We start from the raw sequence: 21,226 nt of genomic DNA, 5'->3' as shown, positions 1-21,226 counted from the left end.
GATCGTGCCACCCGCCACCGACAGTCCCCTCGCGCCCTCTGACCGAGAACGACTCCCGCAGGAAACATGTCGACATAGCGTCAGGGGTAGGTGTCCCTGTCAGCCGACATATTCACAGCCGCCGTCAACTCGACCTGAACCGCGTGCGATTGGCCCGCGACTGCACCCCGAACCCGGCACGGCCACATCGATCCGCGACGAACAGCACGCACGCGCACCCCGAGCCGCCACCCGCGCACGCGGTCCGTCTCTTTCCGGGCCCAGTCCCCGCCAGGAGATTTCGAAATGTCCTACGACAGCTCCGAGTTATTCTCCGGCCGACCGCCGTCCGACCACCCCCGTCCCGCCGGCACGCCCCACCCCCGTCCCGCCGGCACGGCCCACCGCCGACCCGGTTGGTCGACCGGGCACGGATCGTCCCCACCGGAGCCGCCGGGCCGGCGCTCCGGTCCGCACCGGAACCTGCGCATGCTGCGCCGCTCCTACCGCTGGCAGCGGCGCGTGGCGTCCCTCACCGCGCTCGGCTACTTCGCCGTATTCCTCGCACTGACGGTCAAGGCCCCCTGGCTCATGACCCGTTCAGGTCCCGGCGGCCTGCCCGTCGGTCTCGTACTGGCCCTCGCGCAGATCCCCGTCACCTGGCTGGCCGTCCTGCTCTACGAAGTCACCGCGCACCGCCTGGTCGACCCGCTGGCCCGCCGCGCCCGCCAGTCGTACCCGGCGCCCGCGCACCGGGAAGGAGGCCGGTGACGGAGTTCAGCGGTCCCGCGCAGTCCTGGTCCCTGGCCGCCTTCTGCTCCGTCGTCGCGCTGACCCTGCTGCTCTGCGTACTCACCGGCCCGGACGCGGACGACCTGGCCGAGTTCTACACCGGCTACCGATCCCTCTCGCCCCTGCGCAACGGACTCGCCATCGCCGGGGACTACATCTCCGCCGCCACCGTGCTCACCATCGGCGGCATCATCGCGCTGTGCGGCTACGACGGGGTGGTCCTCGCCCTCAGTGCCGTACTGTCCCTGCTCCTGCTGATGTTCCTGCTCGCCGAGCCGCTCCACAACACCGGCCGCTACACCATGGGCGACGTCCTCGGCCACCGCCATCCCGCACGGAGCGTCCGCATCGCGGCCTGCGCCGTCACCCTCGTCGCGCTCGTCCCGATGATGGTCGTCCAGCTCGCCGGGGTGGGTGAACTCCTCGCCTACGTCATGGGGTTCACCGAACCCGCCATGAAGAACGGCTGCGTGGTCGGAGCCGGGATACTCATGATCAGCTACGCGGCTCTCGGCGGGATGCGTGGCACCGCACTCGTCCAGATCTTCAAGACGGTGATGCTCCTCGCCTCCGGTCTCGTCGTCAGCGGACTGATCCTGCACACCTTCGGCTGGAGCACCGGGGCCCTGTTCCGCACCGCGGCGCGCGAGAGCGGAGCCGGCCCGGGCTACCTGCGCTGGGGATTGCAGTACTCCAGCAGCCCGCACCCCGCCCTCGACATGGCGAGCACCCAGTGCGCCATCGTGCTGGGCGCCGCCTGCCTGCCGCACGTCACCATGCGCATGTACACCGCGGGAACGCCGCGCCAGGTCCGCCGGGCCATGTCCTGGGCGGTCTCCTCGGTCACCCTGTTCATCCTGATGCTCGTGGTGATCTGCACCGGTGCCACCGCCCTTCTCGGACGCGCACGCATCGCCGGAGCCGACCCGCACGGCACCACCGCCTACCTGCTCGGCGCCCGCGCCGCCTTCGGCACCGGCCTCTCCCGCCCCGAGAGCCTGCTCTTCGCCACCGTCACCACCGCCGTCTTCCTCACCCTCCTCGCCTCCGTGGCGAGCATGACGCTCGCCTGCGCCAACGCCCTCGCCCACGACCTGACGGCCTCCCGCCCCACCCCGCCGGCACCGGCGCGCGAACTCACCCTCGCCCGCTCGTGCGCCCTGCTGGTGGGCATCCCCGTCATCCTGGTGGCGGCCCTCGCCCAGCACCGCAGCCTCCAGCCCCTGGCGACGCTCTCCTTCACGCTCGGCGCCTCGGCCATCGCGCCCGCGCTCCTCTACACCCTCTTCTGGCGCCGCTACACCCGGGCGGGCCTGCTCGCCACGCTCATCGTGGGCTCCCTCACCGTCCTGGCCCTGACCCCGGGCACCACCCTCGTCTCCGGAAGCCCCCTGTCCGCCTTCCCCGAGGCCGACTTCGACTGGTTCCCGTACAACACGCCCGCCCTCGCCTCCATCCCCGCGGGCTTCCTCGCCGGCTGGCTCGTCACCCTGCTCGCCGGCAAGAACACCGCCGACCGGGAACGCAGCCGCTACGAATCCGCCGAACACCAGCTTCTGACGGGGCCGCCGGCACGCGACCGAACGTGACGCTCGGGCCCGCCCCCCGCCAGCCGGAGGCGCGAGCCCCCGCGCGCGGTCAGGCGGGCTGCCACAGTTCGACCCGGTTGCCCTCGGGATCGGTGACCCAGCCGAACCGGCCGACGCCCTCCATGCTCTGGATGTCCTCGGACACCTCCGCTCCCTTGGCACGCAGCTGCGCGAGCATCGCGTCCAGGTCGCGGACCCGGAAGTTGAGCATGCTCTGCTGAGAGCGGGACCCGAAGTAGTCGGTCTCGTACTCGAACGTCGCGAACACCGTCGGCCCGGCTGCCTGACGCCACAAGCCGTGCTCGTCGGCGTCCAGACCCAGGCAGTCGCGGTACCAGGCGTTCAGGGCCGCCGGGTCGGCAGCCCGCATGAAGTAGCCGCCAATTCCAAGTACGCGTTCCATGCGGTCATCCTGTCAGGACGGCGACCGGGTGGGCCCGGCACCACATCACCCGCTTCCGTTCACGCCGCCATCCTGCGGTTGTAGGAGGTGCCGGTGGTCGGGTGCTGTGCCTGGGGGTACTGAGAGGCCACCGTGTGCTTGATCTTCTTGCGCAGGGCGGTCGGGCGTATCCCGTGTGTCTGGTTGTGGGCCGCCTGCAGCGTCCGGCGCCGGTTGGTCTCGTCGATGGCGCGCAGCATCGAGGGCGTCATACGGTCCGCGTACATGTGTACCTCGCCGCTGACGTTGCGCGCCGCGCGGCCGATCATCTGGATCAGCGCGGTGTCGGAGCGGAAGATTCCGTCCTTGTCGGCGTCGAGGATCGCGACCAGTGAGACCTCCGGCAGGTCGAGTCCCTCACGCAGGAGGTTGATGCCGATCAGCACGTCGTACTCACCGCGGCGCAGGTCGGCCAGCAGTTCCACGCGGCGCATGGTGGTCACGCCGGAGTGCAGGTAGCGGACGCGTACTCCCTGCGAGTCGAAGTAGTCGGTCAGCTCCTCCGACATCCGCTTGGTCAAGGTCGTCACCAGGGTCCGCTCGCCACGGGCGGACCGCTCGCGGATCTCCTCGAGCAGGTCCTCCATCTGGCCGGCGGTCGGCTTGACCGTCACCTGCGGATCGAGCAGCCCGGTCGGCCGGATGACCTGCTCGACGACCGCGCCCCGCGCGGCGGTCAGCTCGAACCGGCCCGGGGTCGCGGACAGGTAGACCCGCTGCGGGCATCGCGCGGCGAACTCCGACCACGTCAGAGGACGGTTGTCCAGCGCGGAAGGCAGCCGGAAGCCGTGCTCGACCAGGGTGTTCTTGCGCGCGGCGTCGCCGTGGCTCATGCCGGACAGCTGCGGCACCGTCACGTGCGACTCGTCGATGACGACGAGCATGTCCTCGGGGAAGTAGTCCAGCAGCGTGGACGGCGGCGCGCCGGGGGCGCGCCCGTCCAGGTGCCGGGAGTAGTTCTCCATCCCGGAGGCGACCTGTGTGTGCCGGATCAGCTCTATGTCGTACTCCGTCCGCGTCTGCAGGCGCTCGGCCTCGAGCAGCCTGCCGCCACGGCGCAGCTCCGCGACCCGCTGCGTGAGCTCGGCCTGGATCGAGTCGGCTGCCGCGCGCATCCGCTCGGGGCCGGCGAAGTAGTGGGTGGCGGGGAAGACGCGGGTCCGGTCGATGACCTCGCGCACCTCGCCGGTCTCCGGATCGGCGACGGTCAGCCGTTCGACCGTGTCGCCGAACATCTCCACCCGCAGCATCGTGTGCTCGTAGGCGGGGTGGATGTCGATGGTGTCGCCGCGGACGCGGAACCGGCCCGCGGTCGGCTCGGCGTCGGTGCGCGTGTACTGGATGTCGACCAGCGCCGCGAGCAGCTCCTCCCGGTCGAGGGTGTCGCCCACCGCCAGCTGGAACGAACGGTCGAGGTAGGACTGAGGCGTGCCGAGGCCGTAGATGCACGACACGGACGCCACGACGATCACGTCGCGGCGGCTGAGCAGCGACCAGGTCGCCGAGTGCCGCAGCCGGTCGACCTCCTTGTTGGAGACCGACTCCTTGGCGAAGTAGGTGTCGGTGCTCGGGGCGTACGACTCGGGCCGGTAGTGGTCGTAGAAGGAGACGAAGTACTCCACCGCGTTGTGCGGGAACAGCTCACGCAGCTCGTTGGCGAGCTGGCCGGCGAGCGTCTTGTTCGGGGCGAGTACGAGGGTGGGCCGCTGCAGCTTCTCGATGAGCCAGGCGGTCGTCGCGGACTTGCCGGTGCCCGTGGCGCCCAGGAGGACCACGTCGCTCTCCCCGGCGCGGACGTGCTTCTCCAGCCCGGCGATGGCCTGCGGCTGGTCTCCGGACGGGGTGTGGCGGGACACCACCTGGAACGGCCGGCCGGCCCGTATGACCTGGTCGGCGGTGTGCTCGGCGAGTGTGATGCGCCGGTTCTCGGACGGGAATGCCATGGGGTTCGCTCCTGAACTCGATGTAACCGCACAGAAGCGGACAAAAGCTATTTAGAGGCTGTCCAGTTTGCGTGTAACGTCCAATCTTGTCAATGTCTAATATCTTGATGGCCGACCTGTGCGGCGGCGCGTCAGAGCATGGCGAGCCGGTCCACCAGTAGCTCCACCCTTCGCCCGGTGTCCTCCGGCGGCAGCCGGCCCGCGCGGGTCAGGGTGGTCAGCCCGTGCAGGGCCGCCCAGAACACCTCGGTGAACAGTGCCGGGTGGACGCCGTCCCCGGCGACCTCGCCGAGGCTTTCCAGCAGGGCGGCGAAGGCGTCCTTCAGTGGCTCGGGGGTGTCCTCGTGCGCGAACGCCAGGCCGCCGTCGAGCCGGAACATGGCGTCGTACACCGCCGGGTTGCGCTCGGCGAAGTCGAGATAGGCGCGGGCGAGGGCGGTGACCCGGGTACGGGGGCCGTCCGCGGCGGAGGTCGCGGCCCGCAGCGCCGCGGCCATCTCGGCGGCGCCTTCGAGGGCGACGGCGCCGATGATCTCGCGCTTGCCGCGGAAATGGCTGTAGAGGACGGGCTGGCTGTACTCGATGCGCTCGGCGAGCCGGCGGGTGGTGACCGCGTCCCAGCCCTGTTGCTCGGCGAGTTCACGGGCCGTCGCCACGATGAGGCGCTCGCGGACCGCCCGTTCGCGTTCCTTGCGTTCCTGTACCGACATGATTCGATGCTAGCACCGCTAGACAATCGAGCGATGGCAGTACTAGCGTTGCCTCACTATCTAGCAGTGCTAGATCCCAGGAGGGTCATCATGCTCAACGCACTCGAGGTCTTCACCACCGTGGTCGTCGGCCTGATGGTGGGGGTGGAGTTCTCCGTCGCCTTCGTCATCAACCCGATCCTCAACGGACTCCCCGGCGACAACGGCCTGCGCGGCCGCACCCACGGGGCCCGGATGCTCGGCGCCGTGATGCCGTTCTGGTACATCGGCTCGCTCGTCCTGAGCGCGGTCTGGGCCATCGCCGGATGGCATCACCAGGGCGCCGGCCTCGTCGTCATCGCCGCCGCGCTGCTGATCGTGAGCGTGATCATGTCGGTCGTGCTGCTCGTCCCGATCAACAACCGGAGCAAGACGTGGACGACCGAGAACCTGCCCGAGGACTGGAAGGAGCAGATGAGCCGCTGGGACGGCTTCCACTACGTCCGCATCGCCGTCATCATCACCGCCTTCGCCCTGCTGGTCTCCGCCCTCGCCTGAGCCCCCCGGGGCGCTGACCTGGAGCTCTTCTCTCCGGCTCGGTGACGGGGTGCCCTGGTGGCGGGTGGTCCGCGCGGACGGGGTGCCCGCCGCTTGCCACGAGGGGCGGGCGCCGGAGTTGCTGCGGGGCGAAGGGGTGCCGATGGTGGGTGCGCGGGTGGACATGGGGCGTGGCCGGCATCGGTGGGCGTCCTGAGGGCGGAGCCGTTCGCCCTGGGGTGCTGGTGAACGTCCGTTCGTCAGTTCGAGAAGATGTCCCCATGACAGAAAGCAACCTGGCCGCCGAAGCCGAACAGCGCCTCGCGGCCGGTGACCCCGCCGCCGCTCTCACCCTCTACCTGCGGGCCTGGAACCGCCCGGACGACGAGGTGGCGGAGCGGGTCTTCGACCTCATCTCCGAGTGGGCGGACATCGGCGCCGCGCTCAAGACCATCGAGGCCGCCGCCAGTGCGGGCAACGCCGCGGCCTACGAGGCCCTGGCCGAACTGCTCGTCGAACTCGAACGGCCCAAGGAGGCGCTGGCGGCGCTCCGGGCGGCTGCCGACGGCGGTCGTGACGTCACCCTGATGATCGCCTCGGTCCTGGCCGACGAGCTGGGCGACCGGGAGCAGGCCGAGGAGTACTACCGGCGGGCGCTCACCGACGACAACCCCCGCGCGCTCAACGACTACGGCGCCTTCCTCAGCGAGGACGACGAACGGCTGGACGAGGCAGTCGACTTGCTGAGCCTGGCGATCGAGCGGGGCGACAACATGGCCGCCGGCAACCTCGGCCGGCTTCTCGCCGACGAGGAGAGGTACGAGGAAGCGCTGCCCTGGCTGAAGCAGGCGCTGGACGCCGGGCACCGCTCCGTGCTGGCCGTACTCGGCGAGACCGAACACGCCCTCGGTGACCTGGAGTCGGCCGGCACCCACCTCCGCGAGGCCCTGGCCGAGGAGATCACCGGCGCCCACTTCGCCTACGCCCTCCACCTCGCCGAATCCGGTTCCCCCGAGGAGGCCGTACGTCACTACGAGGCCGCCGCCAAGGAGGACGGCGAGACCAACGCCCACCTCAACCTCGCCCTGCTCCACGAGGAGTTGGAGCAGTGGACCCAGGCCGACCGCCACTACCGAGAAGCCCTCGCCCACCAGGACGAGACCGCCTACGTCTACTACGCCCAGTTCCTCGCGGACCAGAACCGGGGCGACGAGATCAGCGCCCTCCTCAAGTCGGCGACTCAACTCGACCTGGACGAGGACGACATGGCTGAACTGCGGGCCCTCGCCGACGAGAGCCGTTCCGACAAGTCCTGACCACCTCGCCATACCGGCCTGGACGGGAGCGTGGGACGACCTCACCACCCACGCCCCGCCTCCAGCAGCACCTCCCGCACCCTGACCACGTCCAAGTTGGCCGGGTGACCGGGGCGTTGGACCAGGTAGCCGGTGTTCAGAGGCGGGTCTTCCGGGGTGTGCAGCGCGACCAAGGCGCCCGAAGTCAGTTCCGGTTCGCACAAGTAGCGGGGGAGGACCGAGAAGCCGGCGCCGGACACCACCGCCGACTTCACCGCTCGTAGGTCCGGGACTGTGACCGCTGCCGGGCAGTTGAGGCGGGTGTGGAAGACGTGGCGCCAGTACCGGCGGGCGATGGGGAGGTCTTCGGCGTAGGTGATCAGGGGGACGGGGTGGAGGGCCGATGGGCCTTCCTTCGCCAGGCGTTCGGTGAGCCCGGCCGCCCAGGCCGGGGACGCCACCAGGACGAACTCCTCGTCCATCAGGGGTACCGCAGTGAGCGTCCGTCCGCGTGGGCGGTACGTGGCGATCACCAAGTCGTGGCGGCCGGAGCGGAGTTCGTCCAGGAGGGGGTCCGTCAGGCCCGGGGTGACCCGTAGGCGTACGCCCGCCGCCAGCAGAGGAGCCAGGGCGGGCAGGACTCGCGCCGAGAGGAGTTCGGCCGGGCCCGCCAGGTGGACGGGGGCCGGCCGGTCGGCGGGCGCCGCACCCGTCGTCGTCGCGAGCGCGTCCAGCGGGGCCGCCACGCGGGACGCCAAGTCGTGGGCCACCGAGGTCGGCGCGACCCCGCGCGGCAGGCGCTCGAAGAGGGCGCGCCCCATCTCCCGTTCCAGCGAGCGGATCTGTGTCGTCACCGTGGACTGGGAGAGGCCCAGCAGACCCGCCGCCGCCGTGAAGGACCCGGAGCGGTACACCGCGAGGAACGTCCGCAACAGGTTCAGGTCGGGGGAGTTCACGAGGAGCGCGCCTCAAGTACACGCAGCGCCGTCTCCCCCCACCGCAGGTTCTCCTCCTCGAAGGAGATGCCCCGCAGGAGGGTGAGGTACGGGCCCACTCGCTCCGCCCCGGCCAGGTACTCGTCCTCCGTACGCCCGCCCAACAGCCGTTCGCGCAGGCGCTCGTAGCCGGTGAGCTTGGCGCGGGCCCAGTCCATGCGGTCGGCGATGTCGGCGCGCACGGCGGTGAGTTCGCCGATGTCGGCGCACTGAACCTTGACCAGGAGGCCGTCGCGGATGGCGGTGGGGCGGCCGATGGGGTCGGCGATGTAGGCGCGCAGGGCGTCCAGGCCGGCGTCGGTGAGGGAGAAGAGGCGCTTGTCGGGGCGGCGGTCCTGGCGGATCACCCGCGCGGTGACGAGGCCCTCGCGCTCCATCCGGTCCAGCTCGCGGTAGAGCTGCTGGGGTGTGGCCGTCCAGAAGTTGGCCACCGAGGCGTTGAAGCCCTTGGCCAGGTCGTAGCCGGACGCCTCGCCCTCCAGGAGGGTGGCCATCACCGCATTGCGCAGGGTCACCTCCTCACTCTACTCTCCAACACACCTATTCAACTTGTTGAGTAAGGAGCACTCGTGCATCCCTTCCGTACCGCCGTGGAGAACCGCGACGCCGCCGCCATCGAGGCACTCCTCGCGGAGGACGTCGTCTTCACCAGCCCCGTCGCCTTCAAGCCGTACGCGGGCAAGGCGATCACCGCCGCGATCCTGCGCGGTGTGCTGCGGGTGTTCGAGGACTTCCGGTACGTCCGGGAGATCGCCAACCCGGACGGGCGGGACCACGCCTTCGTCTTCACGGCCACCGTCGACGGCCGGGAGATCCAGGGCTGCGACTTCCTGCACTTCGACGAGGAGGGCCGGATCGACGACTTCACCGTCATGGTCCGCCCGCTCTCGGCGGCCCAGGCGCTGTCCGAGGCCATGGGCGCGCAGTTCGACCGCATCAGCCGCGAGGCGGCCGGCGCCTGAGAAAGGCGCCGGCTCGGCGCCTCAGCCCAGCCGCTTGAGAACCTCCTCCGCCAGCGGAGCGGAGGACGCCGGGTTCTGCCCCGTGATCAGGTTCCGGTCGATCACGACCTTCGGCGCCCACGCCTCGCCCACCTGTACGTCGACGCCCGCCTCGCCGAGCCGCGTCTCCAGCAGCCACTTGGCCTTGTCGGCGAAACCGGCCTGGGTCTCCTCGGCGTTGGAGAAGGCGGTGACCTGGTAGCCGGAGAACGCGTTGCTGCCGTCCGGCCGGGTCGCCGCGAGGAGCGCCGCCGGGGCGTGGCAGACGACGGCGAGCGGCTTGCCGGAGTCGAGGGCGTCGACCAGCAGCCGGCCGGAGGTGGCGTCCACGGCGAGGTCCTCCATGGGGCCGTGGCCGCCGGGGTAGAAGACGGCGTCGTAGTCGTCGAGGTCCACGTCCTCCAGCCGGACCGGGTGCTTGAACTCGGGCGCGGCCTCCAGCGCGGCGGCGATCCGGTCGGCGCCCTCCTGGCCGCCGTTGACCTCCGGCGCGAGGCTGCCCTTGTCCACGGTCGGGACGACACCGCCCGGCGTGGCCACGACGACCTCGTCACCGGCCTTCTTGAACGCCTCGTACGGCGCCACGGCCTCCTCCGCCCAGAAGCCGGTCGGGTGCTGGGTGCCGTCGGCCAGCGTCCAGTGGTCGGCGCCGGTCACCACGAAAAGGATCTTCGACATGAGGTCTCTCCAAGCAGTCTGAGGTCCGGGGAGCACCGGCTCCCCACTTGACCGTAGACCGGTGCCCGGAGCGGCACCAATGAAGCGGCCGATGTCCGGTATCGACAGGTCGATGGGTCGTACGGGAATACCCTGCGCGCTCCTGACCTGCGGCGACGCCTACTCCACCCCGGCTCCCCGGAACGTCCGCCGGTACGCCAGCGGGGTCACCCCGATCGCCGCGTGCAGGTGCTCGCGCAGCGAGGTCCCGGTGGCGAAGCCGACCTGTGCGGCGAGGTCGTCCACGGCCAGGTCGGTGGTCTCCAGGAGGTGCCGCGCGCGGGCGATCCGCTGCTGGATCAGCCAGCGTCCCGGACTCGTACCGACCTCCTCGCTGAACCGCCGCGCGAAGGTGCGCAGGCTCATCCGGGCGTGCCCGGCCAGCTCCGTCAGCGACAGCGGCTCGTGCAGGCGCTCCAGCGCCCACTGACGGGTGGCCGAGGTGCCGTTGGCCGGCTCCTCGGGCACCGGGTGCTGGATGTACTGCGCCTGCCCGCCGTCCCGCCACGGCGGTACGACACAGGCGCGGGCCACGTCGTTGGCGACGGCGGCGCCGTGGTCCTGGCGTACGACGTGCAGGCACACGTCGACCCCGGAGGCCGCGCCCGCCGAGGTGAGGAGGTCGCCGTCGTCCACGAACAGCACGTCCGGATCGAGGTCCACCGCCGGGAACCAGGCGCGGAAGGTGTCCGCGAGGGCCCAGTGGGTGGTGGCGCGGCGGCCGTCGAGCCGTCCGGCGGCGGCCAGGACGAAGGCGCCGGTGCAGATCGAGACGATCCGGGTGCCGGGCGGTACGGCCGCGAGCGCCGCTTCGAGCTTCGGGGGCAGGCCGCGGCGGACCAGGGAGACGTCGAACGGCGGCAGTACGACGGTGTCCGCCGTCGACAGCGCCTCGGGCCCGTGCCCGACCGTGACCGAGAAGTCGGAGTTGGTGGCGACGGGTCCGCCGTCGGCCGAGCAGGTCAGCACCTCGTAGCGGCCCCCGGCCGAACCGAAGACCCGGCTGGGAATGCCCAGCTCGAAGGGGTAAACACCGTCCAGGGCGAGGACGACGACACGGTGCGGAGCGGTCATGGCACGATCCCGTTGAAAGATGGCATTCATGCCATGGTACGCGGGCGCCGCTCGGGTGAACCTGGACGTATGACGAACCACGCCACCATGCGCGCCATCAGCCAGGACGAGTACGGCACCCCCGACGTCCTCAAGGAGACCGAGCTGCCGCGCCCGAAGCCGGGCCCGAGCGAGATCCTGGTCTCCGTCCGCGCCGCCGGACTCAACCCGACCGACTGGAAGCACCGCGCCGGGGGCCTCTTCCTCGACCGGCTCCCGCTCGTCCTCGGCTGGGACGTCTCCGGCGTCGTCGAGGCGGTCGGCTACGGCGTGACCCTCTTCAAGCCCGGCGACGAGGTCTTCGGCATGCTGCCCTACCCGCACGGCGTCGGCGCCCACGCGGAGTACGTGACCGGCCCCGCCCGCGCCTTCACCCACAAGCCGGACTCGATCGACCACGTCCAGGCGGGCGCGCTGCCGCTCGCCGCGCTCACGGCGTACCAGGCGCTGGTGGACACGGCCCAAGTGCAGCCGGGGCAGCGGGTGTTGGTGCATGCTGCCGCCGGAGGTGTCGGTCACCTCGCTGTGCAGATCGCCAAGTCGCTTGGTGCGTACGTCATCGGGACGGCGAGCGAGCCGAAGCACGAGTTCCTGCGGTCACTTGGGGCGGACGAAGTGATCGACTATCGGTCCGTCGACTTCCGGGACGTCGTGGGGGACGTGGACGTGGTGCTGGACACCATCTCCGGTGATACGCGGGTGCGTTCGCTGGAGGTGCTGCGGCCTGGTGGCGTGCTGGTCTCGCTGCTGCCCGGTACCGATCCGGAGGAGTCGGCGAAGGCGGAGGCGCGTGGTGTGCGGGTGGAGACGCTGCTCGTGGAGGCGGACCAGGCGGGGATGAAGGCGGTTGCCGAGCTGGCGGCTTCGGGTGCGCTGCGGGCGCATGTCGAGGCGGTGTTTCCGCTTGAGGAGGCGGCCAAGGCGCATGCGGTGGGGGAGACGGGGCGGGTAACGGGCAAGCTGGTGCTGGCAGTTGGGTCCTGAAGCGGGATGTGGGGGAGCCCTGTCGCTCGTTGGGGACGGGCAGGGCTCTCTGGCGCGTACAGCTGTGAGATGTACGGCTACGCGGGTGTGTGTGTGAGGAAGTTCGTCCAAGCGGCGGGGGAGAGCTTGAGGGTGGGGCCGGCTGAGGCTTTGGAATCGCGGATGTGCACGGTGTTGGGGGCTACGGCGACTTCTACGCAGTTGCCGCCCTCGGGCCCGCTGTAGCTGCTCCTGAACCAGTCGAGAGAGACCTCCACGCAGTCACCGCCCTGGGTACCGCTGTGGCTGCTCTTGAACCAGGTGAGGGACTCAGTGTTGTTCATAGCTCTTCCAGCAACCTCTCGATGAACTCCTGCGACTTTCGCGGAGTGAGAGCCTGTGCACGGATGATCCCATAGCGCGCGGAGGCGAGACTTGTCTGCTCGGGGTCGGTCTCCAACGTGCTGATCACCTGGGCCTCCACGTAGAGGAAGCGCTTACTGTCCCTACGGGTGACGACGGTGAAGGGCCCGCCCAGGCCCGCGTTGTCCTCGCAGTCCCCCGGCATGACCTGGAGCTCGACGTTGTCCCGCTGACCGGTCAGGATCAGGTGCTCCAACTGGCCGCGCATCACCTGTTTGCCGCCATACCGGTGCCGTAGCACCGCCTCGGTCATGACGAAACTCAGCAGTGGTGCGGGTCGCCTGTCGAAGATGTCCTGTCGAGCGAGCCGGGCGGCCACGCGCTGCTCGACCGTATCTCTGTCGAGGGCTGGACGGCGCATGGCGAACAGCGCCCGGGTGTACTCCTCTGTCTGGAGAAGTCCGTTGATGAAGATGGCGTCGTACTCCAGCAGCTCCAATGCCTGCTTCTCCAATTGGGCCATGCCCTGGAAGAAGACGGGGTACTGCGCCTTCTCCACCTCCTCCGTCCAGAGCTTCAACAGGCCACCCGCGTCCAGTGCGTCGTCGGCCCGGTCGATCACCCGAGCCGAGGGAATGCGGCGCCCCTGCTCGAAGGAGGCGATGGTGGCGGCCGAGTAGCCCAACCGCCTACCGAGTTCCTCGCGTTCCATCCCGGCCCTCAAGCGCAGGGTCTTCATGGTCTGTCCGAACGCCGTGACCACGCCCTGCCCGGACTTGTCTGCCGTACGCGGACCGCTGCCATAGGCGTCGTCGTTCTTGGGGTTCATCTCGTTCTTCGTCATCACACCACCGCCTCCCCGGATCAACGCCCGTAGAGGGGGCGCCGTCACGCCGTGCTGCTCGTACCGGCGTCGGCACCGCGCGTACAACGGGGTCGCGTCAGTGCGTCACCGCTGGTCACGCTACGCCACCGGGAGGACCGTGGTGCCCATGATGAGCAACCTCGGTAGTCCCACGGATCACTTGGCGACCGACTTCGCCATGCGCTTCACGTCCACGCCTCGCGGAGCCCGCCTGGCTCGACGGCTGGTCGGGCTCCGCCTCCACGAGTGGGGCATCCCGTACGGCACCGACGCCCACGACGACATCGTCCTGGTCACGGCCGAGCTGGCCGCCAACGCGGTACGGCACGGGCATGTGGCTGGGCGCGACTTCCACGTCCGGCTGTCCCTGGTGGGTTCACCCTCGCGTACGGCGCGGATCGAGGTCTCCGACACGCGCGGGGAGCGGGTGCCGCCCCGGCCCGGGGAGTTGGGGGAGCCTGGGCTGGGGGACGGAGGGAGGGGGCTGGTGCTGGTGTCCCGGCTGGCGGCGGCCTGGGACTGGCATGTGAGGGGGGAGGGGCCGGGGAAGACGGTTTGGGCGGAGTGTGGGGTGGGGCCGGCGAAAGGCGCCGGATAGGAGTCCATCCGGGGCATCGAGGGCCTGAAAAGCTCCGCTATGTCGTTGAGCGGAGAACAATATTCGCGCCGTGCCGGGTTATGCGCCGCAAGCCGACGGCGGGCGGTGGCCGGAACCCTGATTCCTTGTCAACCGGCGGCAGTTGCGTGATCATGTCGCAATGAGGATTCTCGTCATTGGCGGCTCGGTGTTCCTGGGACAAGCCTTTGCGCAGGAGGCAATCGGCCGCGGCCATACCTTAACCGTCTTCAACCGGGGAAAGTCCGGACCGGACATCCAGGGAGCGGAGAACCTCCGTGGCGACCGGGAGAATTCCGCTGATCTGGAAGCCCTGGCCGCAGCGGGACCCTGGGACGCGGTCATCGACACCAGCGGTTTCCATCCCCGTACCGTCGGGCAATCCGCTCGCGCGCTGAGCGGTCACGCGGAAACGTACCTCTTCGTTTCGTCCTTCCACGCTTACTCCGACTGGCCCGGCGGACCCGTCAGCGAGGATTCGGTACGCCACACCTGTCCGCCGGACGCGGCCGTGGACGACGTGCCGGGCAACGCCCTGAAGGCAGGGTGCGAGCGGGCCGTCGAGAAGTACTTCGAGGGTGATGTCCTCATCCTCAACCCCGGTCTGATCGTGGGCCCGCGCGAGACTCCCGGCCGGCTGCTCTGGTGGCTGGAGCGCATGGCACGCGGCGGTGAGGTCCTCGCGCCGGGGGCGGCCGGCCAGAAGATCCAGCTCATCGACGCCCGGGACATCGCGGTGTTCGCGCTGGACCTGCTGGAGGAAGGTTCCGCCGGGCACTACCTGGTCACCGGCCCCAAGGACACGACGACCCTCGGGGAACTGCTGGAGCTGTGTGCCCAGGTCACCGAGGCCGGGGCCCAACCGGTCTGGATCGACGAGGAGTTCCTCGCCGAGCACGAGGTGGGCGCCTGGACCGAGCTGCCGTTCTGGGCGACGGAACAGCCTGCCATGGCCGGCGCCTGGGCCGCTTCCCCCGACCGGGCCGTCGCCGCGGGACTGCGCTGCCGCCCGCTGAGCGAGACGGTCACGGACACCTGGGCGTGGCTGCGCGAGCGCGGCCCGTCCGACACGCCCTACCGGCAGGGCGACATCCCGCTCGGTATCGACCCGGAGAAGGAGCGCGGCGTGCTCCGCGCCTGGCAGGCGAAGGCGGGCACCCGATGACCGGACGAGAGCACGGCACGCCGCGTGAACTGCACGACTGGTTCGCCGCGTCGGCACGGGAGCACGGCGACCTCGTCGCCCTGGAGGTCGGCGGGGAGCGGCTGACCTACCGGGAACTGGACGACCTGGCCACGGCCCTGGCCGCGGAGATCCTCACCGAGCGCGGCGGGCGTGCCCCGCGCCGGGTGGGCCTGACGACCGCGTCGAGCGTGCTGACGTACGCGGCGGCCCTGGCGGTGCTGCGTCTGGGCGCGGCCGTCGTCCCGCTCAACACGGCCTTCCCCCCGGCCCGGCTGGCCACCATCGCGCGCACCGCCGGCCTGGAACTGCACCTGACCGACCGCGCCCCGGCACCCGAGGGCCCGGAGATACCGGCCCTGCTCCTGTCCAAGGACCTCCTGGCCCGGCTGCGCGACGGCCACGCGGCCCCGGACCCGCTGCCCCCGGCCGAGGTGTCGCCGGGGGACATCGCGTACGTGCTGTTCACCTCGGGCTCCACCGGCACCCCCAAGGGCGTACCGATCGCGCACCGCAGCATGGACGCCTTCCTGCGGTACGTCATCGACCGCTACGCGCTCGGGCCCGGCTGCCGGATGGCCCAGAACAGCGGCCTGGCCTTCGACGCGTCCGTCCTGGAGATGTTCGGCGCCTGGGGCTCGGGTGCCACGCTGGTCGTGCCGCCACGGGCCGAACTCCCCAAGCCCGCCCGGTTCGTGGCCCGCGAGGGGATCACGCACTGGTTCTCGGTACCGTCCGTGATCACGATGGCCGACCTGACCGGAGGACTCGCCCCCGGTTCGATGCCGTCGTTGCGCTGGACTCTCTTCGGCGGCGAGCAGCTCACGGTGCAGCAGGCGAGAGCCTGGCGTACGGCCGCACCGCACAGCGTCATCGAGAACGTGTACGGGCCGACCGAGCTGACCATTCTCTCGTCGCAGTACCGGCTGCCGGAACGGACGGAGGACTGGCCGGACACGTCCAACGGCACTCTTCCCATCGGTGAGGTCTACCCCCACCTCGACCATCAGGTGGTGGACGAGGAGGGCCGGCTCGCCGACGTGGGCGAGCTGCGGCTGCGCGGCGTACAGCGGTTCGCCGGTTACCTCGACGAGAAGGACAACCGGGGGCGGTTCCTGGACGCCTCGGGGCGTCCCGTGGAGACCGCCGGTCCCTATGTGCCGGACGAGAAGCACTGGTACCGGACCGGTGACCTGGTCCAGGTGCTGGAGGGCGGGACCCTGGTGCACCTCGGGCGGCTCGACCAGCAGGTCAAGATCATGGGCCAGCGGGTGGAGATCGGCGAGACCGAGGCGGTGCTGCGGGAACAGGACGCCATCGGCCAGGTGGCGGTCGTGGCCCTGCGCGACGAGGACGGGCAGACCCGGCTGGAGGCCGCGTACACCGGTACCGCCCGGCCGGCCGCCGAGCTGCGGCAGGCGCTCTCGGCACGCCTGCCGCGGTACATGGTGCCGCACCGGTTCACGCACCGGCCCGAACTGCCGCTGAACCACAACGGCAAGCTGGACCGCCGGGTCCTGGCGGAACAACTGGCGGCGATCCGGAACTGATCCGGACGGAACGGCGAAAGGGCCGATGGGACCCGGTCGGGAACCCATCGGCCCTGTCGGCCGTCGCGGACCGTCAGTCGCGGGCGGCCAGCAGCGTGCCGAGCGTCTTCCAGAGCAGCGGCCAGTCCTCGGTGAAGTACATGTGTCCGCCCGGCATGTCCACCACCTTCGCCCCGGCGGAGGCGTGCTCCGCCCAGCGGGCCGCGTCCTCGTACCGGACCAAGTCGTCCTCGGTGCCGCGCAGGACGCTCAGCGGCATGGCCAACGGAGGTCCGGGAGACGGGACGTAGGCGTCCTGGACCGCCAGGTCGGCGCGGAGTGCGGGCAGCAGCAGCTCGCGCAACTCCGGCTCGTGCCACGCCTCGTGGTCGTATCCGACCAGGCCGCGCAGCCGGGCGACGAACGCGTCGTCGTCCAGCTGGGCGCCGTCCATCCTGGGGCGGTCGATGTGCGGCGCCGCCGCCCCGCTGACCAGCAGGCGTTCCGGCAGTGGCGCTGCCTCGGAGGCGAGCAACCGGACCGTCTCGTACGCGAGCAGTGCGCCGAAGCTGTGCCCGAAGACGGCGTACGGACCGGTTCCCGCGGCTTCGCGGATCTGGTCGGCGCAGACGCGCGCGGCGTCCGCCATGGTGGTGCAGGGTTCCTGGACGAACCATTCGTCCCGTCCCGGAAGCTGTACCGGGACGACGCGGAACGGCAGGTCGGGCTGGTTCTGCCAGGGACGGAAGACTCCCGCCCCGCCTCCGGCGTAGGGCAGGCACATGAGGGAGAGCGTCATCGTGGACTCCAGGGGCGCGCGGAGACGGAGAAGGGGGCGGGGGTCACCGGCGGGCCCAGCGGCCGAGGGCCTGGGCGCGGCGCGCACCACGCTTCGTACCGGTCGGCACCTCGGCCGGGACCTGGCCTGCACCGGCGGGCACCAGGACGTCGTCCGGGCCGGCCTCGTCGAGGGTGTCCAGGAACGCGGCGAGCGTGCGCACGGTGGTGTGCCGGAACAGGTCGGCCGCGTGCAGCCGGGGGTGGCGGGCCCGCAGCAGGGTCAGCACCCGCAGGATGCCCGAGGACGTGCCGCCGAGTTCGAAGAAGGTGGCGCCGAGATCGGTGACCGGTTCGCCCAGGACGCGCTCCCACACCTCCACGACCGCACCGGCGGCCGTCCCCGGCAGCGAGACCGTGGCGGACTCCGCCGCCTCGGCGCTCGCGGCGGCCCAGTCGGCGAGAGCCCGGCGGTCGAGCTTGCCGTTGGGGGAGCGGGGCAGGTCGGCCACCCCGAGCCAGGCGGTCGGCAGCATGGCCCCGGTGAGCCAGTCGGCCGCGCCGCGCCGCAGTTCCGCGGCGACGGCGGCGGGGAGCGGGTGGGGACGCGGGCCCGCCGCGGGGTCGTCCTCCCGTACGAGGAAGGCGACGACGCCGGTGAGGTCCGGCAATGGTGCGACGGCCGCGTCCTGGATGCCGGGGCGCCGGCGCAGCGTGGTCTCGATCTCCCCGGCCTCGATGCGCTGGCCGAGCACCTTGACCTGTTCGTCGGCCCGGTGCAGGAACTTGAGCCCGACGCCGGGGGTGAAGGACACCACGTCGCCGCTGCGGTACCCGGTGATGCCGCCGGTCCGGGGCAGCGCGGGGAAGCGCTCGGTGGTCAGGGCCGGGCGCCGCCAGTAGCCGTCGCCCACGCCGGTGCCGGAGATCAGCAGATCGCCGGGGCAGCCCGGCGGCAGGTCGCGGCCGTGCGCGTCCACGACGTGGCAGCGCACGCCCGGCAGCGGCAGGCCGATGTGCACGGGAGCACCCGGTGTGACCCGCCACAGGGTGGTGTACACAGTGGCCTCGGTCGGCCCGTACCCGTTCAGGACCGGACCGGGGACGAGACCGGCCAGGTCGTCGGCGAGGTCGGAGGCGAGGGGCTCGCCCCCGACCAGGAGAGCGCCGAGCCGGCCGAGGAACGCGCGGCCCTCATGTGAGGCGGTGTGCAGCTTGGCGGCGGACGGGGTGCACTGGTAGAACGCGCCGTCGGGATCGGGTACGTCCTGGAGCACCGTGCGGTGGCCGGTCAGGTGCAGGGTGCGGCCGCTGGTCAGGGGCCATACCAGCTCGATGAGACTGATGTCGAAGGACGAGCTGGTGCCCGCGAGGACGACGGCGGGACCCTGGGCGAACTCCGCGTCGAAGGCCGCGAACAGGGCGCACAGGTTGTCGTGCCGGATGACGGCGCCCTTGGGATGACCGGTCGAGCCAGAGGTGTACATGACGTACGCCGGGTCGTCGGTGGCGACCTCCGGCCAGCTCGCCGGTGCCGGTGCGGAGGAGTCCGGGGCCAGCGTCGGCAGGTCCGGCAGCAGGGGGGCCCGCGCGATCAACGCGGCGGGCTCGGCGTCCCGCAGGACATAGCGCAGCCGCTCGGCCGGGTGGTCGGGGTCGAGCGGCACGTAGGCGGCGCCCGCCCACCAGGTGGCCAGGACGGCGGTGACCAGGTCCGGTGACCGGTCCAGGTGGATGGCGACACGGTCTCCCGGACCCACGCCCGACGCGAGGAGCGCAGCCGCCAGGTCCCGGGCGCGGGCGGTCACGGTGGCGTAGTCCAGCTCGGCACCGGCGGCGCGGACGGCCGGGGCCGCCGGGTGCCGGTCCGCCCGGTTCTGGATGACGCGGTGCACCGGCTCGGCGGCGACACCGACCGCGGGGCCGGTGAGCGCCGCGAGTTCGGCGCGCTCGCCCGCGCCCAGGAGATCGCAGGTGGTCAGGGGTCGGGCATCCGGTGCGGTCAGCGCGTCCAGGGCGGCGACGAGATGGCCGAGGAAGCGTTCCGCGGTCCCGGTGTCGAGGGCGGCGCGGGGGTGGGCCACGACCAGGTGCTCACCGCCGTCGGGAGCGTGCAGCAGGGTGACGCTCAGGTCGTACTCGACCTGCTCGGAGCCGGGCGGGTCCATCCGCCAGCGCAGACCCGACGCGTCGACCGTCTCGGTGAACAACTCGCCCTGCGTGCACATCAGTTGAGTGAAGGGCTTGCGGTCGGGGTGCCGCGGCGCGCCGGTCACGGCCAGGATCTCCTCCAGCGGCAGTTCCGCGTGCTCGACCGCGTCGAGGAGGGCTTCCAGGGTCCGGTCGAGCAGGCTCTCGGTGGTGGCGCCGGCCAGGTCGATCCGGACCGGGATGGTGTTCTGCAGACAGCCGACGGCCGAGATGCCCCGGGTGTCGCGCTCGGCTCCGCTGACCGTGGCGACCACCATGTCGTCGGTGCCGCCGTACCACCCCGCGACCCAGGCCAGGGCGCTCATCACCTGGGTGAAGGGGCTCGCCCCGGTCTCCGCCGTGCGTCCGCGCATCCGGTCCACGAGGGCCTCGGGCAGCCGCGCGGTGACCGATGCGCGGGCCCGGTCCGCGCCGGGCGCCAGTTGCGGGAGGGAGCAGTTCTCGGGGGCCTGGTCGAGCGTGGTGGCCCAGAACTTCCGCAATATGTCCTCTCGTTCGGGGGACCGGGCACCCTGCGGCGGCTCGGCGTCGGCGAGGCTGTCCGGGCCTGATCCGTGGGCGGTGGTCAGCGAGGCGAGCAGGGCCGGGGCGGAGCCGTCGTCGAAAACACCGTGGTGCACGGAGAAGAGCAGGTGCGCCCGGTCGGCGCGGTGCAGGACGGTGATACGGCACAGCGGTGCGCCGGCGTGGTCGAAGGGAGCGCCGAGCGCGGCCAGGTGGTGGTCGAGAACCTGGCGCGCCTCCTCCTCGTCCGCCGGCAGCGCGCGCACGTCGACCGGCACCTCGGACACCGGGTGGAGGTGCTGGACCAGACCCTCGGGCTCCATGCGCAGGGAGACGCGCAGTGCGGGCTGGGCGCGCAGCACGGCACGCACCGTCGCGAGCAGCCGGTCGATGTCCACCGTCCCGGAAGCGGTCAGGCGATGCACGATGGCCGGCCGGGGCTGCTGCATGTCGAGTACGAAGAAACGGAGCTGGCCGGGAGTCGCAGGATTCTGCATTCGGCGTCCTTATTCGGTCGACTGCGAGAATTTCCGGATCGTAAGTGGGTCTGCGTGAAGTCGTCAAGATCCATCAGCGGTTAATCAGGTGAATGGAATGGCGCATACCTCATCGGCGTACTTCGCGGATCGGCTTTACGAGAATGCCAAAAGATACGGGCGGACTCTGCGGGAATGTTCAACTTTCGCCCGATTTGGACTCGTTACCCTGCCGGGCCGTCAAAAACACCTGTGCAAATTCGGACGGTGGCTGGTTTTCACCGTCCTGTTCCTCGAAGTTTTTGGTTGACAGTTCCCTTCCGATATGGCGATGATCTTCCCCGTTCTCGCGGCCCGTCGGGCTGCAGTCACCGTCGAAGTCATTGGTAGGTGGTGTTCTGTGTCACGAGAAGTGGTATTCACGGAAGAGCTCGCCGCACTCTGGAAAGAAATGCTCGGCGATGAAGCCGATCTGAACACCGGGTTTATAGCCAATGGCGGGGACTCGTTGAAGGCGGTGTTGTTCGCCGACCGGGTATTCAGACTCACCGGACGCGAGCTCGACTACCTGGAAATCCTGGAAGCCCCGGACGCGGCCACTCTCGCGGCTGCCGTCCTCGCCGGTGACCGTGAGTAGAGGGCCGGCG

Annotated in this window: 21 protein-coding genes; 10 read left to right on the top strand and 11 right to left on the bottom strand. The window is 70.8% G+C overall.

Annotated elements, in window-relative coordinates; genetic code table 11:
• The first annotated feature begins 468 nt into the window (after positions 1-468).
• Together ACIGA3_RS08965 and ACIGA3_RS08960 are read left to right on the top strand one after the other, a co-directional pair.
• On the top strand, positions 469-750 hold the full coding sequence (locus tag ACIGA3_RS08965) for a DUF485 domain-containing protein (RefSeq protein ID WP_399711972.1): 282 nt from the start codon (positions 469-471) through the stop codon (positions 748-750).
• On the top strand, positions 747-2,360 hold the full coding sequence (locus tag ACIGA3_RS08960; RefSeq protein WP_399711970.1) for a cation acetate symporter: 1,614 nt from the start codon (positions 747-749) through the stop codon (positions 2,358-2,360). The genes ACIGA3_RS08965 and ACIGA3_RS08960 overlap by 4 nt, the downstream gene beginning before the upstream one ends.
• A gap of 49 nt (positions 2,361-2,409) precedes the next feature.
• Here the strand turns inward: ACIGA3_RS08960 and ACIGA3_RS08955 are convergent, their stop codons facing one another.
• The 3 genes from ACIGA3_RS08955 to ACIGA3_RS08945 form a co-directional block, all read right to left on the bottom strand.
• Positions 2,410-2,763 carry a VOC family protein gene (locus tag ACIGA3_RS08955; protein ID WP_399711968.1) on the bottom strand — a complete coding sequence of 118 codons (354 nt, stop codon included), beginning with the start codon at positions 2,761-2,763 and terminating at the stop codon, positions 2,410-2,412.
• Between the two features lie 59 nt (positions 2,764-2,822).
• The gene (gene uvrB, locus ACIGA3_RS08950) at positions 2,823-4,745 is read right to left on the bottom strand and encodes an excinuclease ABC subunit UvrB (RefSeq protein ID WP_399711967.1); all 1,923 of its coding nucleotides are present in this window, start codon (positions 4,743-4,745) and stop codon (positions 2,823-2,825) included.
• Between the two features lie 131 nt (positions 4,746-4,876).
• The gene (locus ACIGA3_RS08945; protein WP_399711965.1) at positions 4,877-5,455 is read right to left on the bottom strand and encodes a TetR/AcrR family transcriptional regulator; all 579 of its coding nucleotides are present in this window, start codon (positions 5,453-5,455) and stop codon (positions 4,877-4,879) included.
• 90 nt (positions 5,456-5,545) lie between these two features.
• Here ACIGA3_RS08945 and ACIGA3_RS08940 point away from each other — a divergent pair, with 90 nt between their 5' ends.
• Both ACIGA3_RS08940 and ACIGA3_RS08935 read left to right on the top strand, forming a co-directional pair.
• Entirely contained in the window at positions 5,546-5,992 is a 447-nt protein-coding gene (locus ACIGA3_RS08940) for an anthrone oxygenase family protein (protein ID WP_399711963.1), read from the top strand.
• A gap of 260 nt (positions 5,993-6,252) precedes the next feature.
• Entirely contained in the window at positions 6,253-7,287 is a 1,035-nt protein-coding gene (locus ACIGA3_RS08935; protein WP_399711961.1) for a tetratricopeptide repeat protein, read from the top strand.
• 41 nt (positions 7,288-7,328) lie between these two features.
• On the opposite strand, the gene ACIGA3_RS08930 is transcribed toward ACIGA3_RS08935, so the two are convergent.
• On the bottom strand, positions 7,329-8,222 hold the full coding sequence (locus tag ACIGA3_RS08930; protein WP_399711959.1) for a LysR family transcriptional regulator: 894 nt from the start codon (positions 8,220-8,222) through the stop codon (positions 7,329-7,331).
• Positions 8,219-8,776, bottom strand: coding sequence for a PadR family transcriptional regulator (locus ACIGA3_RS08925; RefSeq protein ID WP_399711957.1), 558 nt, complete (start codon positions 8,774-8,776; stop codon positions 8,219-8,221). The genes ACIGA3_RS08930 and ACIGA3_RS08925 overlap by 4 nt, the downstream gene beginning before the upstream one ends.
• A gap of 54 nt (positions 8,777-8,830) precedes the next feature.
• On the opposite strand from ACIGA3_RS08925, the gene ACIGA3_RS08920 reads away from it, so the two are divergent.
• Entirely contained in the window at positions 8,831-9,223 is a 393-nt protein-coding gene (locus ACIGA3_RS08920; RefSeq protein WP_399711955.1) for a nuclear transport factor 2 family protein, read from the top strand.
• Positions 9,224-9,244: 21 nt separating this feature from the next.
• On the opposite strand, the gene ACIGA3_RS08915 is transcribed toward ACIGA3_RS08920, so the two are convergent.
• On the bottom strand, positions 9,245-9,940 hold the full coding sequence (locus tag ACIGA3_RS08915; protein WP_399711953.1) for a type 1 glutamine amidotransferase domain-containing protein: 696 nt from the start codon (positions 9,938-9,940) through the stop codon (positions 9,245-9,247).
• A gap of 159 nt (positions 9,941-10,099) precedes the next feature.
• Positions 10,100-11,053: a GlxA family transcriptional regulator gene (locus ACIGA3_RS08910; protein ID WP_399711951.1), complete on the bottom strand. Its 954-nt coding sequence runs from the start codon at positions 11,051-11,053 to the stop codon at positions 10,100-10,102.
• 87 nt (positions 11,054-11,140) lie between these two features.
• On the opposite strand from ACIGA3_RS08910, the gene ACIGA3_RS08905 reads away from it, so the two are divergent.
• The gene (locus ACIGA3_RS08905) at positions 11,141-12,076 is read left to right on the top strand and encodes an NADP-dependent oxidoreductase (RefSeq protein ID WP_399712528.1); all 936 of its coding nucleotides are present in this window, start codon (positions 11,141-11,143) and stop codon (positions 12,074-12,076) included.
• Between the two features lie 77 nt (positions 12,077-12,153).
• Here the strand turns inward: ACIGA3_RS08905 and ACIGA3_RS08900 are convergent, their stop codons facing one another.
• The gene (locus ACIGA3_RS08900; protein ID WP_399711949.1) at positions 12,154-12,399 is read right to left on the bottom strand and encodes a DUF397 domain-containing protein; all 246 of its coding nucleotides are present in this window, start codon (positions 12,397-12,399) and stop codon (positions 12,154-12,156) included.
• Positions 12,396-13,262 carry a helix-turn-helix domain-containing protein gene (locus ACIGA3_RS08895; protein ID WP_399711947.1) on the bottom strand — a complete coding sequence of 289 codons (867 nt, stop codon included), beginning with the start codon at positions 13,260-13,262 and terminating at the stop codon, positions 12,396-12,398. Before ACIGA3_RS08895 ends, ACIGA3_RS08900 begins: the two co-directional genes overlap by 4 nt.
• 148 nt (positions 13,263-13,410) lie before the next feature.
• On the opposite strand from ACIGA3_RS08895, the gene ACIGA3_RS08890 reads away from it, so the two are divergent.
• From ACIGA3_RS08890 to ACIGA3_RS08880, 3 genes are all read left to right on the top strand, one after another.
• Positions 13,411-13,881, top strand: coding sequence for an ATP-binding protein (locus tag ACIGA3_RS08890; RefSeq protein WP_399711946.1), 471 nt, complete (start codon positions 13,411-13,413; stop codon positions 13,879-13,881).
• A gap of 160 nt (positions 13,882-14,041) precedes the next feature.
• Positions 14,042-15,064 (top strand): NAD-dependent epimerase/dehydratase family protein, encoded by a 1,023-nt coding sequence (locus ACIGA3_RS08885; protein WP_399711944.1) that lies wholly within the window; start codon positions 14,042-14,044, stop codon positions 15,062-15,064.
• Positions 15,061-16,632, top strand: a complete 1,572-nt coding sequence (locus ACIGA3_RS08880) for an amino acid adenylation domain-containing protein (protein WP_399711942.1) — start codon at positions 15,061-15,063, stop codon at positions 16,630-16,632. Before ACIGA3_RS08885 ends, ACIGA3_RS08880 begins: the two co-directional genes overlap by 4 nt.
• Before the next feature lie 73 nt (positions 16,633-16,705).
• Here ACIGA3_RS08880 and ACIGA3_RS08875 read toward each other — a convergent pair whose 3' ends face one another.
• Together ACIGA3_RS08875 and ACIGA3_RS08870 are read right to left on the bottom strand one after the other, a co-directional pair.
• Entirely contained in the window at positions 16,706-17,410 is a 705-nt protein-coding gene (locus ACIGA3_RS08875) for a thioesterase II family protein (RefSeq protein WP_399711940.1), read from the bottom strand.
• 43 nt (positions 17,411-17,453) lie between these two features.
• A complete protein-coding gene (locus tag ACIGA3_RS08870; RefSeq protein WP_399711938.1) occupies positions 17,454-20,600 on the bottom strand; it encodes an amino acid adenylation domain-containing protein in 3,147 nt (1,048 codons plus the stop codon).
• A 304-nt stretch (positions 20,601-20,904) separates the two neighbouring features.
• On the opposite strand from ACIGA3_RS08870, the gene ACIGA3_RS08865 reads away from it, so the two are divergent.
• On the top strand, positions 20,905-21,216 hold the full coding sequence (locus tag ACIGA3_RS08865; protein WP_399711937.1) for a phosphopantetheine-binding protein: 312 nt from the start codon (positions 20,905-20,907) through the stop codon (positions 21,214-21,216).
• The last annotated feature ends 10 nt before the right edge of the window (positions 21,217-21,226 follow it).

Origin of the sequence: Streptomyces sp. NPDC085596 (assembly GCF_044541565.1) — a bacterium.
Classification (GTDB): domain Bacteria; phylum Actinomycetota; class Actinomycetes; order Streptomycetales; family Streptomycetaceae; genus Streptomyces.
The sequence above is the reverse complement of the archived record's forward strand: the minus strand, read 5'-3'. Positions and strand labels throughout refer to the sequence as shown.

Coding starts and splice junctions, on each gene's coding strand:
- ACIGA3_RS08965 (WP_399711972.1), top strand. CDS start 469: ATGCTGCGCCGCTCCTACCGCTGGCAGCGGCGCGTGGCGTCCCTCACC.
- ACIGA3_RS08955 (WP_399711968.1), bottom strand. CDS start 2,763: ATGGAACGCGTACTTGGAATTGGCGGCTACTTCATGCGGGCTGCCGAC.
- uvrB (WP_399711967.1), bottom strand. CDS start 4,745: ATGGCATTCCCGTCCGAGAACCGGCGCATCACACTCGCCGAGCACACC.
- ACIGA3_RS08945 (WP_399711965.1), bottom strand. CDS start 5,455: ATGTCGGTACAGGAACGCAAGGAACGCGAACGGGCGGTCCGCGAGCGC.
- ACIGA3_RS08940 (WP_399711963.1), top strand. CDS start 5,546: ATGCTCAACGCACTCGAGGTCTTCACCACCGTGGTCGTCGGCCTGATG.
- ACIGA3_RS08935 (WP_399711961.1), top strand. CDS start 6,253: ATGACAGAAAGCAACCTGGCCGCCGAAGCCGAACAGCGCCTCGCGGCC.
- ACIGA3_RS08915 (WP_399711953.1), bottom strand. CDS start 9,940: ATGTCGAAGATCCTTTTCGTGGTGACCGGCGCCGACCACTGGACGCTG.
- ACIGA3_RS08910 (WP_399711951.1), bottom strand. CDS start 11,053: ATGACCGCTCCGCACCGTGTCGTCGTCCTCGCCCTGGACGGTGTTTAC.
- ACIGA3_RS08905 (WP_399712528.1), top strand. CDS start 11,141: ATGCGCGCCATCAGCCAGGACGAGTACGGCACCCCCGACGTCCTCAAG.
- ACIGA3_RS08900 (WP_399711949.1), bottom strand. CDS start 12,399: ATGAACAACACTGAGTCCCTCACCTGGTTCAAGAGCAGCCACAGCGGT.
- ACIGA3_RS08895 (WP_399711947.1), bottom strand. CDS start 13,262: ATGACGAAGAACGAGATGAACCCCAAGAACGACGACGCCTATGGCAGC.
- ACIGA3_RS08890 (WP_399711946.1), top strand. CDS start 13,411: ATGATGAGCAACCTCGGTAGTCCCACGGATCACTTGGCGACCGACTTC.
- ACIGA3_RS08885 (WP_399711944.1), top strand. CDS start 14,042: ATGAGGATTCTCGTCATTGGCGGCTCGGTGTTCCTGGGACAAGCCTTT.
- ACIGA3_RS08880 (WP_399711942.1), top strand. CDS start 15,061: ATGACCGGACGAGAGCACGGCACGCCGCGTGAACTGCACGACTGGTTC.
- ACIGA3_RS08875 (WP_399711940.1), bottom strand. CDS start 17,410: ATGACGCTCTCCCTCATGTGCCTGCCCTACGCCGGAGGCGGGGCGGGA.
- ACIGA3_RS08870 (WP_399711938.1), bottom strand. CDS start 20,600: ATGCAGAATCCTGCGACTCCCGGCCAGCTCCGTTTCTTCGTACTCGAC.
- ACIGA3_RS08865 (WP_399711937.1), top strand. CDS start 20,905: ATGGCGATGATCTTCCCCGTTCTCGCGGCCCGTCGGGCTGCAGTCACC.